The organism is Bradyrhizobium sp. BEA-2-5 (assembly GCF_032918025.1).
Lineage (GTDB): Bacteria > Pseudomonadota > Alphaproteobacteria > Rhizobiales > Xanthobacteraceae > Bradyrhizobium > Bradyrhizobium pachyrhizi.
In genome coordinates, this window is sequence record NZ_CP136629.1 from 7898729 (window position 1) to 7913967 (window position 15239).

Sequence of the window (15239 nt, forward strand, 5' to 3'; positions counted from 1 at the left end):
CGCCTGCGCGGGGGACGACAGCTGAATGTGCGGCTTACAGCCCCAGCACCGCCTTGGCGATGATGTTGCGCTGGATCTCGTTGGAGCCGCCGTAGATCGAGACCTTGCGGTTGTTGAAGTAGCTCGGCGCGATCTGGGCGGTCCAGTCCATGGCTTCGTTCGAGCCGTCGTCGCCATGCTCGTCGTAGGGCGCGGCGAACGGGCCGATCACTTCCATGAGCAGCTCGGTGGTGGTCTGCTGGATCTCGGAGCCCTTGATCTTCAGCACCGAGGACGCCGGGTTGGGCTTGCCCTTGCCGTGCTTGCCTTCGTCGGCGACGACGCGGAGCTGCGTGAGCTCGAGGGCCTTCAGCTCGATCTCGCAAGCGGTGAGCTTTTCGCGGAACGCTGGATCCTCGATCACCGGACGGCCGCCGGCCTCGACCTTGGAGGCCAGCGCGCGGATGCGGCGGATGCGCTCCTTGGAGACGCCGACGCGGGCGATGCCGGTGCGCTCGTTGCCGAGCAGGAATTTGGCGTAATCCCAGCCCTTGTTTTCCTCGCCGATCAGGTTCTCGTAGGGCACCTCGACGTCGTCGAAGAACACCTCGTTGACCTCATGGCCGCCGTCGATGGTCTGGATCGGGCGCACGGTGACGCCCTTCGACTTCATCGAGAACACGATGAAGGAGATGCCCATCTGCTTCTTGGCGGCCGGGTCGGTGCGGCAGAGGCAGAAGATCATGTCGGCGTGCTGGGCGAGCGTGGTCCAGGTCTTCTGGCCGTTGATGATCCACTTGTCGCCCTTGCGCTCGGCCTTGGTCTTGAGCGAGGCGAGGTCGGAGCCGGAGCCGGGCTCGGAGAAGCCCTGGCACCACCAATCGTCGACATTGGCGATGCGCGGCAGGTACTTCTTCTTCTGCTCCTCGTTGCCGAAGGTGTAGATGACCGGACCGACCATGCTGACGCCGAAGGCGAGCGGCTGCGGCGCCGGGTGAGCCTGGAGCTCCTCGTTGAAGATGTAGTGCTGCACGGCGGTCCATCCCGTGCCGCCATATTCCTTCGGCCAGTGGCTGACGCCCCAGCCCTTCTTGTTGAGGATGCGCCACCACGTCACCATCTCGTCCTTCGAGAGGTGGCGGCCCTCGACCAGCTTGCGCCGCGTATCCGGCGGCACGTTGTCGCGGAAGAACTGCCGTACTTCCTCGCGAAACGCCTGCTCTTCTTTCGTGAATGCGAGATCCATCGGATCCTCCTGTTGAGCGAAACCTAACGTCTTGTTCCATCGTCGTCCTGGCGAAAGCCAGGACCCATTACCACCGGCCTTCGTTGTCTTGCGAAGGCGTCTACCGTCCGTGCCCCTTACCCCGGCCGCGGGGTATGGGTCCTGGCTTTCGCCAGGACGACGGTGAACTACTGCAGCACCTCGAACAACCCCGCCGCGCCCATGCCGCCGCCGACGCACATGGTGACGACCGCGTATTTCGCCTTGCGGCGACGGCCCTCGATCAGGGCGTGGCCGGTGAGGCGCGCGCCCGACATGCCGTAGGGATGGCCGACCGCGATCGCGCCCCCGTCGACGTTGATCTTCTCGGGGTCGATGCCGAGCTTGTCGCGGCAATACAGCACCTGCACGGCGAAGGCTTCGTTGAGCTCCCAGAGGCCGATGTCGTCGACGGTGAGGCCGTGGCGCTTGAGGAGGCGCGGCACGGCGAAGACCGGGCCGATGCCCATCTCGTCCGGCTCGCAGCCGGCCGAGACGAAGCCGCGGAAGATGCCGAGCGGCGCGAGGCCGCGCCTGGCGGCTTCCTTGTCGCTCATGATCACGCAGGCGCTGGCGCCGTCGGAGAGCTGGCTGGCGTTGCCGGCGGTGACGGTGAAGCCGTCGCCGCGCACGGGCTTCAGGCCGGCGAGGCCTTCAGCGGTGGTCTCGGGCCGCGGACCTTCGTCCTGCGACAGCGTGATGTCCTTCATCGAGACGGTGCCGGTCGCCTTGTCGGTGACCGCCATCTGCGTGGTGATCGGAGCGATCTCGTCCTTGAACCTGCCGCCCTGTTGTGCGGCCGCGGTGCGGCGCTGGCTCTCCAGCGAATATTCGTCCTGGCGTTCGCGCGAGATGCCGTAGCGCTTGGCGACGACTTCCGCGGTGTCGATCATGGGCATGTAGACCTCGCCCTTGATCTTGAGCAGCGCGGGGTCCTGGGCGTGGAAGCCGTTCATCTTGTCGTTCTGCACCAGCGAAATCGACTCGCCGCCGCCGCCAACCGCGATCTCGACGCCGTCGAAGAGCACCGAACGCGCGGCCAGCGCGATGGCTTGAAGACCGGAGGCGCATTGCCGGTCGATGGTGGTGCCGGCGACAGTGACGGGAAGGCCGGCGCGCAGCAGCGCCTTGCGCGCGATGTTGCCGCCGGTCGCGCCCTGCTGGAGGGCGGCGCCCATCACGACGTCCTCGATCTCCTTCGGATCGATCTTGGCGCGCGCGACGGCCTCGCCGATGGCGTGGCCGAGCAGGGTTGCGCCCTCGGTGGCGTTGAGCGCGCCGCGATAGGCCTTGCCGATCGGGGTGCGGGCGGTGGAAACGATGACGGCGTCGGTCAAGAACGAGCTCCTGATGCAGTCTGTTGTTGCGTGGATTGAGGTGTCTTGGGCTGCTGCTGGCGCAATTCGTGGCGCGACAATTTTCCGACCGGTGTGCGCGGCAGATCGTCGACGAACTCGACCGCGGCCGGCAGTTCGTGCTTGCCGAGCTTGCCATTGAGCTGCGCGCGCAGCTCGTCGAGCGAGAACGGCGGCTGCCCGTCGCGCAGCTTGATGAAGGCCTTTGCGGCCTCGCCGCGGTACTGGTCGGGGATGCCGAGCACGATCACCTCGTGCACGCCTGATATGGTGTAGATCGCCTGCTCGATCATCTGCGGATAGACGTTGAAGCCGCCGGAGATGATCATGTCCTTCTTGCGGTCGACCAGGAAGAAATAGCCGTCGGTGTCGACATAGCCGATGTCGCCGGTGAGGAAGCGGCCGTCGACGAAGGCATCCGCGGATCCTTCCGGCCTGTTCCAGTAGCCGCCAGTGACGTTCGGGCCCTTGATGCGGATCTCGCCGACTTCGCCGACCGGCATCACCTTGGTGGAATCCTCCAGCGACACCACGTCCATCTCGATGCCGGGCAGCATCAGGCCGATCGAGCCCGGCTTCTCGGGACCGTCAGGCGGATGACCGGTGCCGGGCGAGCAGGTCTCGGTCATGCCCCAGCCGCTGCGCAGCTTCTTGCCGACCTTGCGCTCGAAGAAATTCGCGATCTCGACCGGCAGCGGCGCGCCGCCGGAGCCGATGGTGGCGAGCGAGGAGAAGTCGCGCTTGTCGAGGTCCGGGAGCGCGGCGATCGCGATCCACATCGTCGGCACGCCCGGAAAGTAGGTCGCGCGCTTGAGCTCGATGTCGCGCATCACCGCCTCGACGTCGAAGCGCTGGTGCAGCGAGATCAGATTGCCGCGGCTGAGCGAGGACAACAGCACCACGGTGAGCGCGTAGATGTGGAACAGCGGCAGCACGCAGATCACGCGCTCGATCGTCTCGCCACGCGCCGCGCGCAACGGCTTGCCCCAGACGTCGTAGATCGACACCGCCGCGGTGAGATTGCCGTGCGTCAGCATGGCGCCCTTGGGAAGGCCGGTGGTGCCGCCGGTATATTGCAGCAGCGCGACGTCCTCGACGTCGACCGCCGGCCATTGCGACGGCCTGGTCGCGCCGTCGATGAACTGGCGGTGGGTGATGATCGCGGGATCGTCGGGGATCGCCGCCTGCGGCGTGCCGACCTTGCCCCAATGATCGTCCTCGCAGACGACCAGGCGGTCGATCAGCCCCTTCTCCAGGAATTTCAGCGCGGTCGGCAACAGCGCCGACAAATTGCTGGTGACCAGCACGCGCGCGCCTGAATCGGAGACCTTGTGCGTCAGCGCGATCTCGCCGTCGAGCGGCGACAGATGGGCTACGCGGGCGCCCGCCTTCAGCGCGCCGAAGAAATTGACGGGATGGTCCGGCGTGTTGCCGAGGAACAGCGCGACCGACGTACCCTTGCCGTAGCCGGCCCGCATGAAGGCCGCAGCGGCGGTCTCGACCAGGGCCTCCAGCTCGGCGTAGCTGATCGGCCGGTCGCGGAATTCGAGCACCGGGCGCGCGCCGAACTCGGCGGCGGCGCTCGAGAGCAGGTCCGGCAGCGTGCCGCGCGTGATCTCGTCGCTCCACTGCACGCCCTTGGGATAATATTGTTCGCCGGGATAGGTCATGAATGCCTTCGCAGGGACTCTAAAGGTCGTCATTCCGGGATGGCCCGAAGGGCCAGACCCGGAATCCATCAATCCACTCATTCGACGGCGCCATGGGTTCCGGGTTCATCGCATTGCGATGCCCCGGAACGACACTTGGTTGGGCCGTCGCCCGATCACGCAGCTTTCGACGCCGCCGCGAGCGAGGCGAACGTCTTGCCTTCGGCGGCGAGCTTCTTCAGTAGCGGGGCGGGCTCGAGGCTCGGGTCGTTGGTCTCCTTGGCGTAGAACGACAGGCGATCGGCGATGTGCTTGAGGCCGACGCTGTCGGCCCAGAACATCGGGCCGCCGCGGTAGATCGGCCAGCCATAGCCGTAGAGCCAGACCACGTCGATGTCGCTAGGACGTGCCGCGATGCCCTCTTCCAGGATCTTCGCGCCTTCGTTGATCATCGGATACATCATGCGCTCGAGGATCTCCTCGTCGCTGACGACGCGCTTCTTGCGGCCGAGGCGGGCAAGCGTCTCGTCGATCAGCTTCTCGACCTCGGGGTCGGGCAGCGGGGCGCGGCTGCCGGCTTCATACTTGTAGTAGCCCTTGCCGGTCTTCTGGCCGAAGCGGCCGGCTTCGCACAGCGCGTCCGCGATCTCCGACTTGATGCCGCGGTCCTTCCGCGAGCGCCAGCCGATGTCGAGGCCGGCGAGGTCGCCCATCGCGAACGGTCCCATCGGCATGCCGAACTTGGTGACGACGGCATCGACCTGCTGCGGCAAGGCGCCTTCGAACAGCAGCTTCTCGGACTGCTTGCCGCGCTGGGCCAGCATGCGGTTGCCGACGAAGCCGTCGCAGACGCCGACCACGGCCGGCACTTTTGCGATCTTGCGCGCGATCGTGACAGCCGTCACGAGCGCGTCCGGCGCGGTCTTGTCGGCACGCACGATCTCGCACAGCTTCATGACGTTGGCCGGCGAGAAGAAGTGCATGCCGAGCACGTCCTGCGGACGCTTGGTCGACTTCGCGATCTCGTCGATATTCAGGTACGAGGTGTTGGAGGCGAGCACCGCGCCCGGCTTGGCGTACTGGTCGAGCTTGCCGAACACCTCCTTCTTCACCGCCATGGTCTCGAACACGGCCTCGATGACGAGGTCGGCGTCGCCGACATTCTCGATGCCGACCTTGCCGTCGATCAGCGCCATGCGCTTGGCGGGCGCGTCCGCCGGGATGCCGCCGCGCGCCGCGGTCGCTTCCCAGTTCTTCTGCATGACGCCCATGCCGCGCTTGAGCTGCTCCTCGGCGGTCTCGATCAGGGTGACCGGAATGCCGGCATTGGCGAACGACATCGCGATGCCGCCGCCCATGGTGCCGGCGCCGAGAATGGCGACACGGTTAACGGGGCGCGACTTGGTGCCTTCGGGGACACCCGCGATCTTGGCGGCTTCGCGCTCGGCGAAGAACGCATAGCGCTGCGCCTTGGACTGGTCGCTGGCGACGAGCTTCAGGAAGCCCTCGCGCTCCTTCTTCAACCCTTCGTCGAACGGAAGGTCGATGGCGTAGCCGACGGCATCGGCCGCCGCGAACGGCGCTTCCAGGCCGCGCGACTTCTTGGTCATGGCGGCGACGGCATTGGTGAAGATCGAGCGGTCGGCCTTGGCGGCCGCGATCTTGGAATCGTCGTCGCGCAGGCGGCGCAGCGGGCGCTTCTCGGCCAGCAGCTTGCGCACGAAGGCTTCGCCGCCCGAGGCCGGCCCCTCGACGATCTCCTCGATCAGGCCGTTCTTCAGCGCTTCCGCGGCACCGATCGGGTCGCCGCCGACGATCATCTTGACTGCGAGCTCAGGCCCGACCGCACGCGGCAGGCGCTGGGTTCCGCCGGCGCCCGGCAACAGGCCCAGCTTCACCTCGGGCAGGCCGAGCTTGGCCTCTTTCACCGCGACACGGAAATGACAGGCGAGCGCGACCTCGAGGCCGCCGCCGAGTGCGGTGCCGTGGATCGCGGCAACGACGGGCTTGGGCGAATTCTCGATCTCGGACAGCACGTCGTTGAGGGCCGGCGGCTTCGGCGGCTTGCCGAATTCGGTGATGTCGGCGCCCGCGATGAAGGTGCGGCCGGCGCAGGTCAGCACGATGCCCTGGACCTGCGCGTCATCGATCGCGCTCTTGATGCATTCGAAGATGCCGCCGCGCACCGCGGCGCTCAGCGCATTCACAGGCGGACTGTTAACCGTGACGACGGCAATATTGTCATGACGTTCGAGCTTGACGACTTCACTCACCGGGACTCTCCCTGGATGCTTGTTCTTGGACTTGTGTTGAGTAGCTGCACGACTTGCGTTGAGCCGCTACGATTAGACCAATTTCGCACTGCGAAATTTAATTCCACATCTTGACATGGAGGGTTATTTTGAAGCACGTGCCTTGTCAACGAGCATGACAAGGGCAGGGAATGAAGCGCGCCAGCAAGAAAGCCGCGACCGATCGGAATTTCGTCGTCGCGCTTTCCCGCGGACTGGATGTATTGCGCGCGTTCCAACCCAATGACGGCCTGCTCGGCAATCAGGAGATTGCGGCCCGCACCAACCTGCCCAAGCCGACCGTGTCGCGGCTGACCTACACCTTGACCAAGCTGGGATACCTTACACCTGTACCGAAGTTCGAGAAGTACCAGCTCGCACCCGCAGCGATGTCGCTCGGTTACGCGGCGCTGGCCAATCTGGGCGTTCGGCATCTGTCGGAGCCGTTCCGCGAGGAAGTGATGCGCGCGACCGGCGGTGCCGTCGCCGTAGGCGGCCGCGACCGTCACAGCATGATCTATTTCGGCCAGAGCCGCGGCAGCGAGACGGTCGGCGTTCAACTTGACGTCGGCTCGCGCGTGCCGATTGCAACCAGTGCGATGGGCCGCGCCTATATTTGGGCATTGCCGCCCGACGAGCGCGCGGCTTTATTACGCGAGCTGCGCGATCACTATGGCAGCCGCTGGGCCAAGATGCGCGACGGCATCGAGCGCTCCGGCGAGACGGTCGCGAAGCACGGCTTCACGATGTCCGCAGGCGACTGGCAGAACGACGTCGCCGCAGTCGGCGTCGCATTGAGATTGAACGACGGAACCGGACCTTACGCGTTCAATTGCGGCGCGCCAGCATTCCGCTTCACGGAAGAGCGTTTGATCAACGACATTGGACCGCGTCTGCTGGCGATGGTAAGGAACATCGAGCAGGCGCTCGGTGGAATGGCGCCGCAATCCAAAAAAGAAGAACGCAAAAAGACCAGAGTAGGAGGGAAAGTTGCACGTTTGGCCGAGGGGATCAGATAGCCTCCATCACGCCCAGCGAAACGCATCGCAGGGCCGCTCGCACCGCTCGAAGACGGCGAGCGAGACGACATGACGCAGGCACAGCTCGCGCGGGGGACATCGCCCCTGCTCGCGGTTCGCGACGTCAGCGTCGTGTTCGGCGGCATCATCGCGCTCAACGGCGTGTCCTTCGACATGCACAAGGGCCAGATCCTCGGATTGATCGGCCCGAACGGCGCCGGCAAGACCACGCTCTTCAATTGCCTTTCGCGGCTGTACCAGCCGTCGTCCGGCGACATCCTGCTGGACGGCGTGAGCATCCTGTCGCGGCCGCCGCACCGCATCGCCGAGATCGGCATCGGCCGCACCTTCCAGAACGTGGCGCTGTTTCCGAACCTCTCGGTGATGGACAATGTCCGCGTCGGCGCGCATTCGAAGACCTCGAGCGACATCATCAGCGATTCCCTGAGATTGGCCTGGGTCCGGCGCAGCGAGACCAGCGTCAACAAGAAGGTGCACGAGATCCTCGCCTATCTCGACCTCGAGGACGTCGCCCACACCATCGTCTCCGGCCTGCCCTTCGGTACGCAGAAGCGGGTCGAGCTGGCGCGCGCGCTGGCGGCCGATCCGAAGATCCTGCTGCTCGACGAGCCTGCCGGCGGCCTCAACCACGAGGAAGTCTACGTGCTCGGAGCTCTCATCCGCCGCATTCGCGACGAGCGCCACATGACCGTGCTCCTGGTCGAGCACCACATGGGCCTCGTGATGTCGATCGCCGACCACGTCGTCGCGCTGAATTTCGGCAAGAAGCTCGCGGAGGGGACGCCCGCCCAGGTGCAGGCCGACCCCGACGTCATCAAGGCGTATCTCGGGAGCAAGGACCAATGACGACGCTGCTCAACGTCAAGGACCTGCGCGCCTATTACGGCCAGGTCCAGGCACTCCATGGCCTGTCCTTCTCGCTCAACGAGGGTTCGCTGGTGACGCTGCTCGGTGCCAACGGCGCCGGCAAGACCACGACACTGCGCGCGATCTGCAACATGGTACGCTCGACCGGAGCGATCGAGTTCGAAGGCAAGCCTCTGAACAACCGCTCGACCGAAAGCATCGTGCGGTTCGGCATCGCCCACGTGCCGCAGGGCCGCGGCACCTTCACCACCATGACGGTGGAGGAGAACCTGCAGTTCGGCGCCATCAGCCGCGCCGACAAGAAGGCGATCGGCGGCGACATCGAGCGCATGTACGCCCACTTCCCGGTGCTGAAGCAGCGGCACACCCAGGTGGCCGGTACGCTGTCCGGCGGCGAGCAGCAGATGCTCGCGGTCGCCCGCGCCCTGATGCTGCGGCCGCGGCTGATGCTGCTCGACGAGCCGTCCTTCGGCCTCGCGCCGCTGGTGGTGCGCGATCTGTTCGGCATCCTCGGCAAGATCAACCGCGAGGACAAGGTGTCGATCCTGGTGGTCGAACAGAACGCCCAGCTGGCGCTCGAGCTCGCCGACCAGGCCTATGTGATCGAGACCGGTCGGATCGTGATGTCGGGCAAAGCCAAGGACATCGCGAACAACGAAGAAATCCGCAAATCCTATCTGGGTTACTGAGGGAGCCGGGACAATGGAGCTTTTCACCAACCAGGTCCTGGCCGGCATCGCCACGGGCGCGATCTACGCCTGCATGGCGCTCGCCGTGGTCATGATCTACCAGGCCATCGACCATCTCAATTTCGCGCAAGGCGAGATGGCGATGTTCTCGACCTTCATCTCCTGGCAGCTGATGCAGTGGGGCCTGTCCTATTGGGGCGCCTTCGTGCTCACCGTCGCCTTTTCGTTTGCCGCCGGCATCGCGATCGAGCGCATCCTGTTCAAGCCGCTCGCCAAGGCGCCGGTGCTGACCAACGTCGCCGGCTTCATCGCGCTGTTTGCGATCATCAACTCCTCGGCCGGCCTGATCTGGGACTTCACCATCAAGCAGTACCCGACCCCGTTCGGCTCCTCGCCGTTCCTGGGCAGCCAGCTGATCTCGACGCACCAGGCCGGCATGATCGGCATCACGCTGTTGATGCTGCTCCTGCTGTTCTTCTTCTTCCAGTACACCCGGATCGGCCTTGCGATGCGCGCGGCCGCCTCGGTGCCTGAATCGGCCCGCCTCGTCGGCATCAATACGAGCTGGATGATCGCGCTCGGCTGGGGCATGGCGACCGCGATCGGCTCGATCGCCGGCATGCTGATCGCCCCGGTCGTGTTCCTCGAGCCCAACATGATGGGCGGCGTCCTGATCTACGGCTTCGCCGCGGCGGTGCTCGGCGGATTGAGCAGCCCGTTCGGTGCCGTGGTCGGCGGCTTCCTGGTCGGCGTCTTCGAGAACCTCGCCGGCACCTACATCCCCGGCGTCGGCAACGAACTGAAGCTCCCGATCGCGCTCGCGCTGATCATCTCCGTCCTGGTCGTCAAACCCGCTGGCCTGTTCGGCCGGCACATCGTCAAGCGAGTTTGATCATGAGCGCTGCAGAAGAAGTCGTCGCCGAAGGCCACCAGGCGGTCGAGGCCGTTCCGAAGCGGGCCATGACGCTGGGCACCGGCACCTCGCTGGTGGTGCTGGCGGCGCTGTTGGTCGTGCCGATGTTCGTCAAGAACTTCATCATCTTCCAGATGACGATGCTCCTGATCTACGGGCTCGCCGTGCTGGCGCTCAACATCCTGACCGGTGGCTCCGGCCAGTTCTCGCTCGGCCAGAGCGCGTTCTACGCCGTCGGCGCCTATACCTCGGCGGTGCTGATGGAGCATGCGGGCATGAACTATGCCCTCACGCTGCCGATCGCCGGCATCATCTGCTTCGGATTCGGCTACCTGTTCGGCAAGCCGGCGCTGCGGCTGTCCGGCGTCTATCTCGCGCTCGCGACCTTCGCGCTCGCCACCGCGATGCCGCAACTGTTGAAGCTGAACTTCCTCGAGCACTGGACCGGCGGCGTGCAGGGCCTCGTCGTCACCAAGCCGGACGCGCCGTTCGGCCTGCCGATGTCGCAGGACATGTGGCTGTACTACTTCACGCTCGCCGTGACGATCGCGATCTACATCTTCTCGGTGAACCTGCTGCGCTCCCGCTCGGGGCGCGCCTTCATGGCGATCCGTGACAACGAGATCGCGGCCTCCTCGATGGGTGTCAACGTCGCGCTCTACAAGACGCTGGCTTTCGGTGTGTCCGCCGGCATCACCGGCGTTGCCGGCTCGCTTGGCGCCATCGCCGTGCAATTCGTCGCGCCTGACAGCTACACCATCACGCTCGCGATCTCGCTGTTCCTCGGCATGGTGGTCGGCGGCGTCGGCTGGCTGCCCGGCTCGTTCGTCGGTGCGGCCTTCATCATCTTCGTGCCGAACATGGCGGAAAGCATCTCCAAGGGCCTCTCCGGCGCGGTGTTCGGCGTGCTGTTGTTCCTCGTCATCTACCTCGTGCCGCATGGCGCGAGGCAGATTGCGATCGTTGCCCAGCAACTGGCCGCAAAGTTCAAGAAAAACTGAAGCATGATCCGGAAAAGTGCGAAGCGGTTTTCCGAAAGAGATCATGCTCAAACCAGTTAAGAGCCTATAGAAGCAAACCAGGAGATATTATGCTTTCTACCGTTCGGATCGCCGCGATTTCCGCGGCGATCGTTGCTGTTGCCGCGACGTCCACTGCCGCATTCGCCCAAAAGAAATACGATACCGGCGCAAGCGATACCGAGATCAAGGTCGGCAACATCATCCCCTATTCGGGACCCGCCTCCGCCTACGGCGTGATCGGCAAGACCGAGGAGGCCTATTTCAAGATGATCAATGATCGCGGCGGCATCAACGGCCGCAAGATCAATTTCGTCACCTATGACGACGGCTATTCGCCGCCGAAGGCCGTCGAGCAGGTCCGCAAGCTGGTCGAGAGCGACGAGGTGCTGGCCGTCTTCAACCCGCTCGGCACGCCCTCGAACACCGCGATCCAGAAATACCTCAACGCCAAGAAGATCCCGCAGCTGTTCGTCGCCACCGGCGCGACCAAGTGGAACGATCCGAAGAGCTTTCCCTGGACCATGGGCTGGCAGCCCTCCTACCAGAGCGAAGCGCACATCTACGCCAAATGGCTGATGAAGGAGAAGCCGGACGCCAAGATCGCGATCCTCTATCAGAACGACGATTTCGGCAAAGACTACCTCAAGGGCACCAAGGACGGTCTCGGCGCGAAGGCCTCGTCCATGATCATCATGGAAGAGAGCTACGAGATCTCCGAGCCGTCGATCGACGGTCACATCGTCAAGATCAAGGCGGCCAATCCCGACGTGCTCCTGATCTACACCACGCCGAAGTTCGCGGCCCAGACCATCAAGAAGACCGCCGAGCTCAACTGGAAGCCGCTCCAGATCCTCACCAATGTGTCGATCTCGGTTGGCAGCGTGATGAAGCCGGCCGGATTCGAAAGCGCGCAGGGCGTGTTGTCGGCAGCCTACGCCAAGGACTCCACCGACCCGCAATGGGCCAACGATCCCGGCATGAAGAGGTGGAACGAGTTCGTCGACAAGTACATGCCGGGTGCCGACAAGTCCGACGGCGGCTATGTGTACGGCTATGGCGCCGCACAGACCCTGGCCAAGGTGCTGGAAATGTGCGGCGACGATCTCACCCGCGCCAACGTCATGAAGCAGGCCGCAAGCCTGAAGGACTTCGCGCCGGATACCCTGCTGCCCGGCGTCAAGATCAACACCAGCGCCACCGACTTCGCCCCGATTGCGCAGCTGCAGATGATGCGCTTCAAGGGCGAGAAGTGGGAACTGTTCGGCGAGATCATCTCCGGCGACGTCCCCTCCGAGTGACGTTGCACTGCGGGAATAAAACAACGGCCTCCGCGATATCCGTCGCGGGGGCTTTTTGTTGACGCCCCGCGCCGATGGTATTGAATACCCAAAACCAAGAGTCCGAGGTGGGGAAACCATGACTGCCGTACGCCCGTCCCTGGCGGCGCTGTTGTCCGCATTCGCTCTGATCTTGACGAGCTGCAATGTCGCGCTGGCGCAGAAGAAATACGACACCGGCGCATCCGACACCGAGATCAAGATCGGCAACATCATGCCCTACAGCGGACCCGCCTCGGCCTACGGCGTGATCGGCAAGACCGAGGAGGCCTATTTCAGGATGGTCAACGACAAGGGCGGCATCAACGGTCGCAAGATCAACTTCATAACCTATGACGACGGCTATTCGCCGCCCAAGACGGTGGAGCAGGCGCGCAAGCTGGTCGAGAGCGACGGGGTGCTGCTGATTTTCGGCTCGCTCGGCACCTCCACCAATAGCGCCATCCGCAAATACATGAACGAGAAGAAGGTGCCGCAGCTGTTCATCGCCTCCGGCGCCTCGAAGTGGAACGACCCGAAAGATTATCCCTGGACCATGGGCTGGCAGCCGAACTACGCGAGCGAGGCGCGCATCTACGCCAAATACGTCATGAAGGAGAAGCCGGACGCCAAGGTCGGCGTGCTCTACCAGAACGACGATCTCGGCAAGGACTATCTGAAGGGCTTGAAGGACGCCTTCGGCGACAAGGCATCGATGATCGTCACCGACGAGGCCTACGAGACATCCGAGCCCACGATCGACAGCCACATCGTCAAGCTGAAGGCCACCGGTGCCGACACATTCGTCAGCATCACGACGCCGAAATTCGCGGCACAGGCGATCAAGAAGGCCGCCGAGATCGCGTGGACGCCGTTGCAGATCGTCGCCAATGTCTCGGCCTCGGTCGGCGGCGTGATGCAGCCGGCGGGCTTCGAGAATTCGCAGGGTATCCTGTCGGCATCCTATCTCAAGGACGGCGCCGATCCGCAGTGGGACAAGGATCCCGGGATGGAGAAATTCCTTGCCTTCCTCAAGAAGAATTATCCCGACGCCAACAAGCTCGACGGCGCCACCTCGTTCGGCTACGCCGCCGCACAGACCATGGTGCAGGTGCTGGAAATGTGCGGTGACGACCTCACCCGTGCCAACCTCATGAAGCAGGCCGCAAGCCTGAAGGACTTCGTCCCCGGCACGCTGCTGCCGGGCATCAGCATCAACACCTCGGCCACCGATTTCGCACCGATCAAGCAATTGCGCCTGATGCGGTTCAAAGGCGAAAGGTGGGAGCTGTTCGGGGACATCATTTCGAGCAATCTGAGCAACTGATCGTCACGTCGGTCTGTTCGGCCGCGCGCTCAACTCAACGGCGCCGCTTTACTCGACCGCAATCTCTGCGGTTGGCGCCGCGCACAGGCGAACGCGTTGGCGAATTTTTGAGCAGCGGCCCGCCTTGAGGGTGGTCGACTAAAGACGCAGCCCCTGCCGCAATGCCGCAGGGGCTTTTCATTGAGACACCCCAGGTAAGATGATAGTTTTTACGACCAATAATGAGCCCTCGAAACAGGGGGCCGCGACACATCATCTGCAATCAGGGAGAGAAACGGCATGTCTGCAATACGACAATTGACGGCATTTGCTGCTGCGCTTGCGCTCGTCGCCGCATCCGGCAGCGCTGCGCTTGCCCAGAAGAAATACGACACCGGCGCCAGCGACACCGAGATCAAGATCGGCAACATCATGCCCTATAGCGGCCCGGCCTCCGCCTATGCCGCGATCGGCCGCACCGAAGCCGCCTATTTCAAGAAGATCAACGACGAGGGCGGCATCAACGGCCGCAAGATCAATTTCATCTCCTATGACGACGCCTACTCGCCGCCGAAGACGGTGGAGCAGGCGCGCAAGCTGGTCGAGAGCGACGAGGTGCTGCTCGTCTTCAACTCGCTCGGCACGCCGCCCAACACGGCGATCCAGAAATACATGAACTCGAAGAAGGTGCCGCAGCTGTTCGTCGCCACCGGCGCCACCAAGTGGAACGATCCGCAGAACTTCCCCTGGACCATGGGCTGGCAGCCCAATTACCAGAGCGAGACGCAGATCTACGCCAAATACATCCTGAAGAACCATCCGAACGCCAAGATCGCCGTGCTCTACCAGAACGACGACTACGGCAAGGACTATCTGAAGGGGTTCAAGGACGGGCTCGGCGCCAAGGCCGCCTCGATGATCGCCATTGAGGACAGCTACGAAGTCTCCGAGCCAACCATCGATTCCCACATCGTGAGGATGAAGGCGACCGGCGCCGACGTCTTCATCAACATCACCACGCCGAAATTCGCGGCGCAGGCGATCAAGAAGAACGCCGAGATCGGCTGGAAGCCGCTGCATTTCCTCAACAACGTCTCGAACTCGGTCGGCAGCGTGATGAAGCCGGCCGGCTTCGAGAACGCCCAGGACATCATCTCGTCGCAATACTTCAAGGACCCGACCGACGGGCAATGGAAGAAGGACCCGGCGATGATCGCCTGGAACGAATTCCTGGATAAGTACTATCCGGATGCGAACCGCGCCGACGCCGCGGTGATGTATGGCTATATCGTGAGCCAGGGCCTCGTGCACGTGCTCAAGGCCTGCGGCGACAATCTGACCCGCGAGAACATCATGAAGCAGGCGGCCAGCATCAGGGATTTCGAGCCTGCGGGGCTGTTGCCGGGCATCAAGGTCAACACGTCGGCCTCCGATTTCGCGCCGCTCTCGCAGCTGCAACTGATCCGCTTCAAGGGCGAGCATTGGGAGCGATTTGGCGAGGTCCTGAGCGGCGACGTCGGCGGTTAGGCCGGAAAGGTCGACCAAAGA

12 protein-coding genes are annotated in these 15239 nt (G+C 64.0%); 8 read left to right on the forward strand and 4 right to left on the reverse strand.

Translation table 11 applies throughout. The features are described 5' to 3' along the window. Positions 1–34 precede the first annotated feature (34 nt). From pimC to RX327_RS36900, 4 genes are all read right to left on the reverse strand, one after another. Positions 35–1225, reverse strand: coding sequence for a pimeloyl-CoA dehydrogenase large subunit (pimC, locus tag RX327_RS36885; RefSeq protein WP_317248818.1), 1191 nt, complete (start codon positions 1223–1225; stop codon positions 35–37). 167 nt (positions 1226–1392) lie between these two features. Further along, positions 1393–2580, reverse strand: a complete 1188-nt coding sequence (locus RX327_RS36890; protein WP_317248819.1) for an acetyl-CoA C-acyltransferase — start codon at positions 2578–2580, stop codon at positions 1393–1395. After that, positions 2577–4268, reverse strand: coding sequence for a dicarboxylate--CoA ligase PimA (gene pimA / locus RX327_RS36895; protein ID WP_317248820.1), 1692 nt, complete (start codon positions 4266–4268; stop codon positions 2577–2579). Before pimA ends, RX327_RS36890 begins: the two co-directional genes overlap by 4 nt. Positions 4269–4423: 155 nt before the next feature. Then, positions 4424–6520, reverse strand: coding sequence for a 3-hydroxyacyl-CoA dehydrogenase NAD-binding domain-containing protein (locus RX327_RS36900; RefSeq protein WP_317248821.1), 2097 nt, complete (start codon positions 6518–6520; stop codon positions 4424–4426). 170 nt (positions 6521–6690) lie between these two features. On the opposite strand from RX327_RS36900, the gene RX327_RS36905 reads away from it, so the two are divergent. From RX327_RS36905 to RX327_RS36940, 8 genes are all read left to right on the forward strand, one after another. Further along, positions 6691–7557 (forward strand): IclR family transcriptional regulator, encoded by an 867-nt coding sequence (locus RX327_RS36905; protein WP_317248822.1) that lies wholly within the window; start codon positions 6691–6693, stop codon positions 7555–7557. 69 nt (positions 7558–7626) lie between these two features. After that, complete coding sequence (locus tag RX327_RS36910; protein ID WP_061881012.1) at positions 7627–8424, forward strand: ABC transporter ATP-binding protein; 798 nt, start codon at positions 7627–7629, stop codon at positions 8422–8424. After that, positions 8421–9134, forward strand: a complete 714-nt coding sequence (locus RX327_RS36915; protein ID WP_317248823.1) for an ABC transporter ATP-binding protein — start codon at positions 8421–8423, stop codon at positions 9132–9134. Before RX327_RS36910 ends, RX327_RS36915 begins: the two co-directional genes overlap by 4 nt. A gap of 13 nt (positions 9135–9147) precedes the next feature. Beyond that, a complete protein-coding gene (locus tag RX327_RS36920) occupies positions 9148–10026 on the forward strand; it encodes a branched-chain amino acid ABC transporter permease (RefSeq protein WP_317248824.1) in 879 nt (292 codons plus the stop codon). Positions 10027–10028: 2 nt separating this feature from the next. Beyond that, a complete protein-coding gene (locus RX327_RS36925; protein ID WP_317248825.1) occupies positions 10029–11048 on the forward strand; it encodes a branched-chain amino acid ABC transporter permease in 1020 nt (339 codons plus the stop codon). 89 nt (positions 11049–11137) lie between these two features. After that, positions 11138–12367 (forward strand): ABC transporter substrate-binding protein, encoded by a 1230-nt coding sequence (locus RX327_RS36930; protein ID WP_317248826.1) that lies wholly within the window; start codon positions 11138–11140, stop codon positions 12365–12367. Positions 12368–12485: 118 nt separating this feature from the next. Continuing rightward, positions 12486–13712, forward strand: a complete 1227-nt coding sequence (locus RX327_RS36935) for an ABC transporter substrate-binding protein (protein WP_317248827.1) — start codon at positions 12486–12488, stop codon at positions 13710–13712. Positions 13713–13991: 279 nt separating this feature from the next. Further along, complete coding sequence (locus RX327_RS36940) at positions 13992–15218, forward strand: ABC transporter substrate-binding protein (protein WP_317248828.1); 1227 nt, start codon at positions 13992–13994, stop codon at positions 15216–15218. Positions 15219–15239 lie beyond the last annotated feature (21 nt).

Excerpts from the sequence above, each read along its gene's own strand:
- pimC (WP_317248818.1), bottom strand. The coding sequence starts at position 1,225 with ATGGATCTCGCATTCACGAAAGAAGAGCAGGCGTTTCGCGAGGAAGTA.
- RX327_RS36930 (WP_317248826.1), top strand. The coding sequence starts at position 11,138 with ATGCTTTCTACCGTTCGGATCGCCGCGATTTCCGCGGCGATCGTTGCT.
- RX327_RS36915 (WP_317248823.1), top strand. The coding sequence starts at position 8,421 with ATGACGACGCTGCTCAACGTCAAGGACCTGCGCGCCTATTACGGCCAG.
- RX327_RS36910 (WP_061881012.1), top strand. The coding sequence starts at position 7,627 with ATGACGCAGGCACAGCTCGCGCGGGGGACATCGCCCCTGCTCGCGGTT.
- RX327_RS36935 (WP_317248827.1), top strand. The coding sequence starts at position 12,486 with ATGACTGCCGTACGCCCGTCCCTGGCGGCGCTGTTGTCCGCATTCGCT.
- RX327_RS36905 (WP_317248822.1), top strand. The coding sequence starts at position 6,691 with ATGAAGCGCGCCAGCAAGAAAGCCGCGACCGATCGGAATTTCGTCGTC.
- pimA (WP_317248820.1), bottom strand. The coding sequence starts at position 4,268 with ATGACCTATCCCGGCGAACAATATTATCCCAAGGGCGTGCAGTGGAGC.
- RX327_RS36940 (WP_317248828.1), top strand. The coding sequence starts at position 13,992 with ATGTCTGCAATACGACAATTGACGGCATTTGCTGCTGCGCTTGCGCTC.
- RX327_RS36920 (WP_317248824.1), top strand. The coding sequence starts at position 9,148 with ATGGAGCTTTTCACCAACCAGGTCCTGGCCGGCATCGCCACGGGCGCG.
- RX327_RS36925 (WP_317248825.1), top strand. The coding sequence starts at position 10,029 with ATGAGCGCTGCAGAAGAAGTCGTCGCCGAAGGCCACCAGGCGGTCGAG.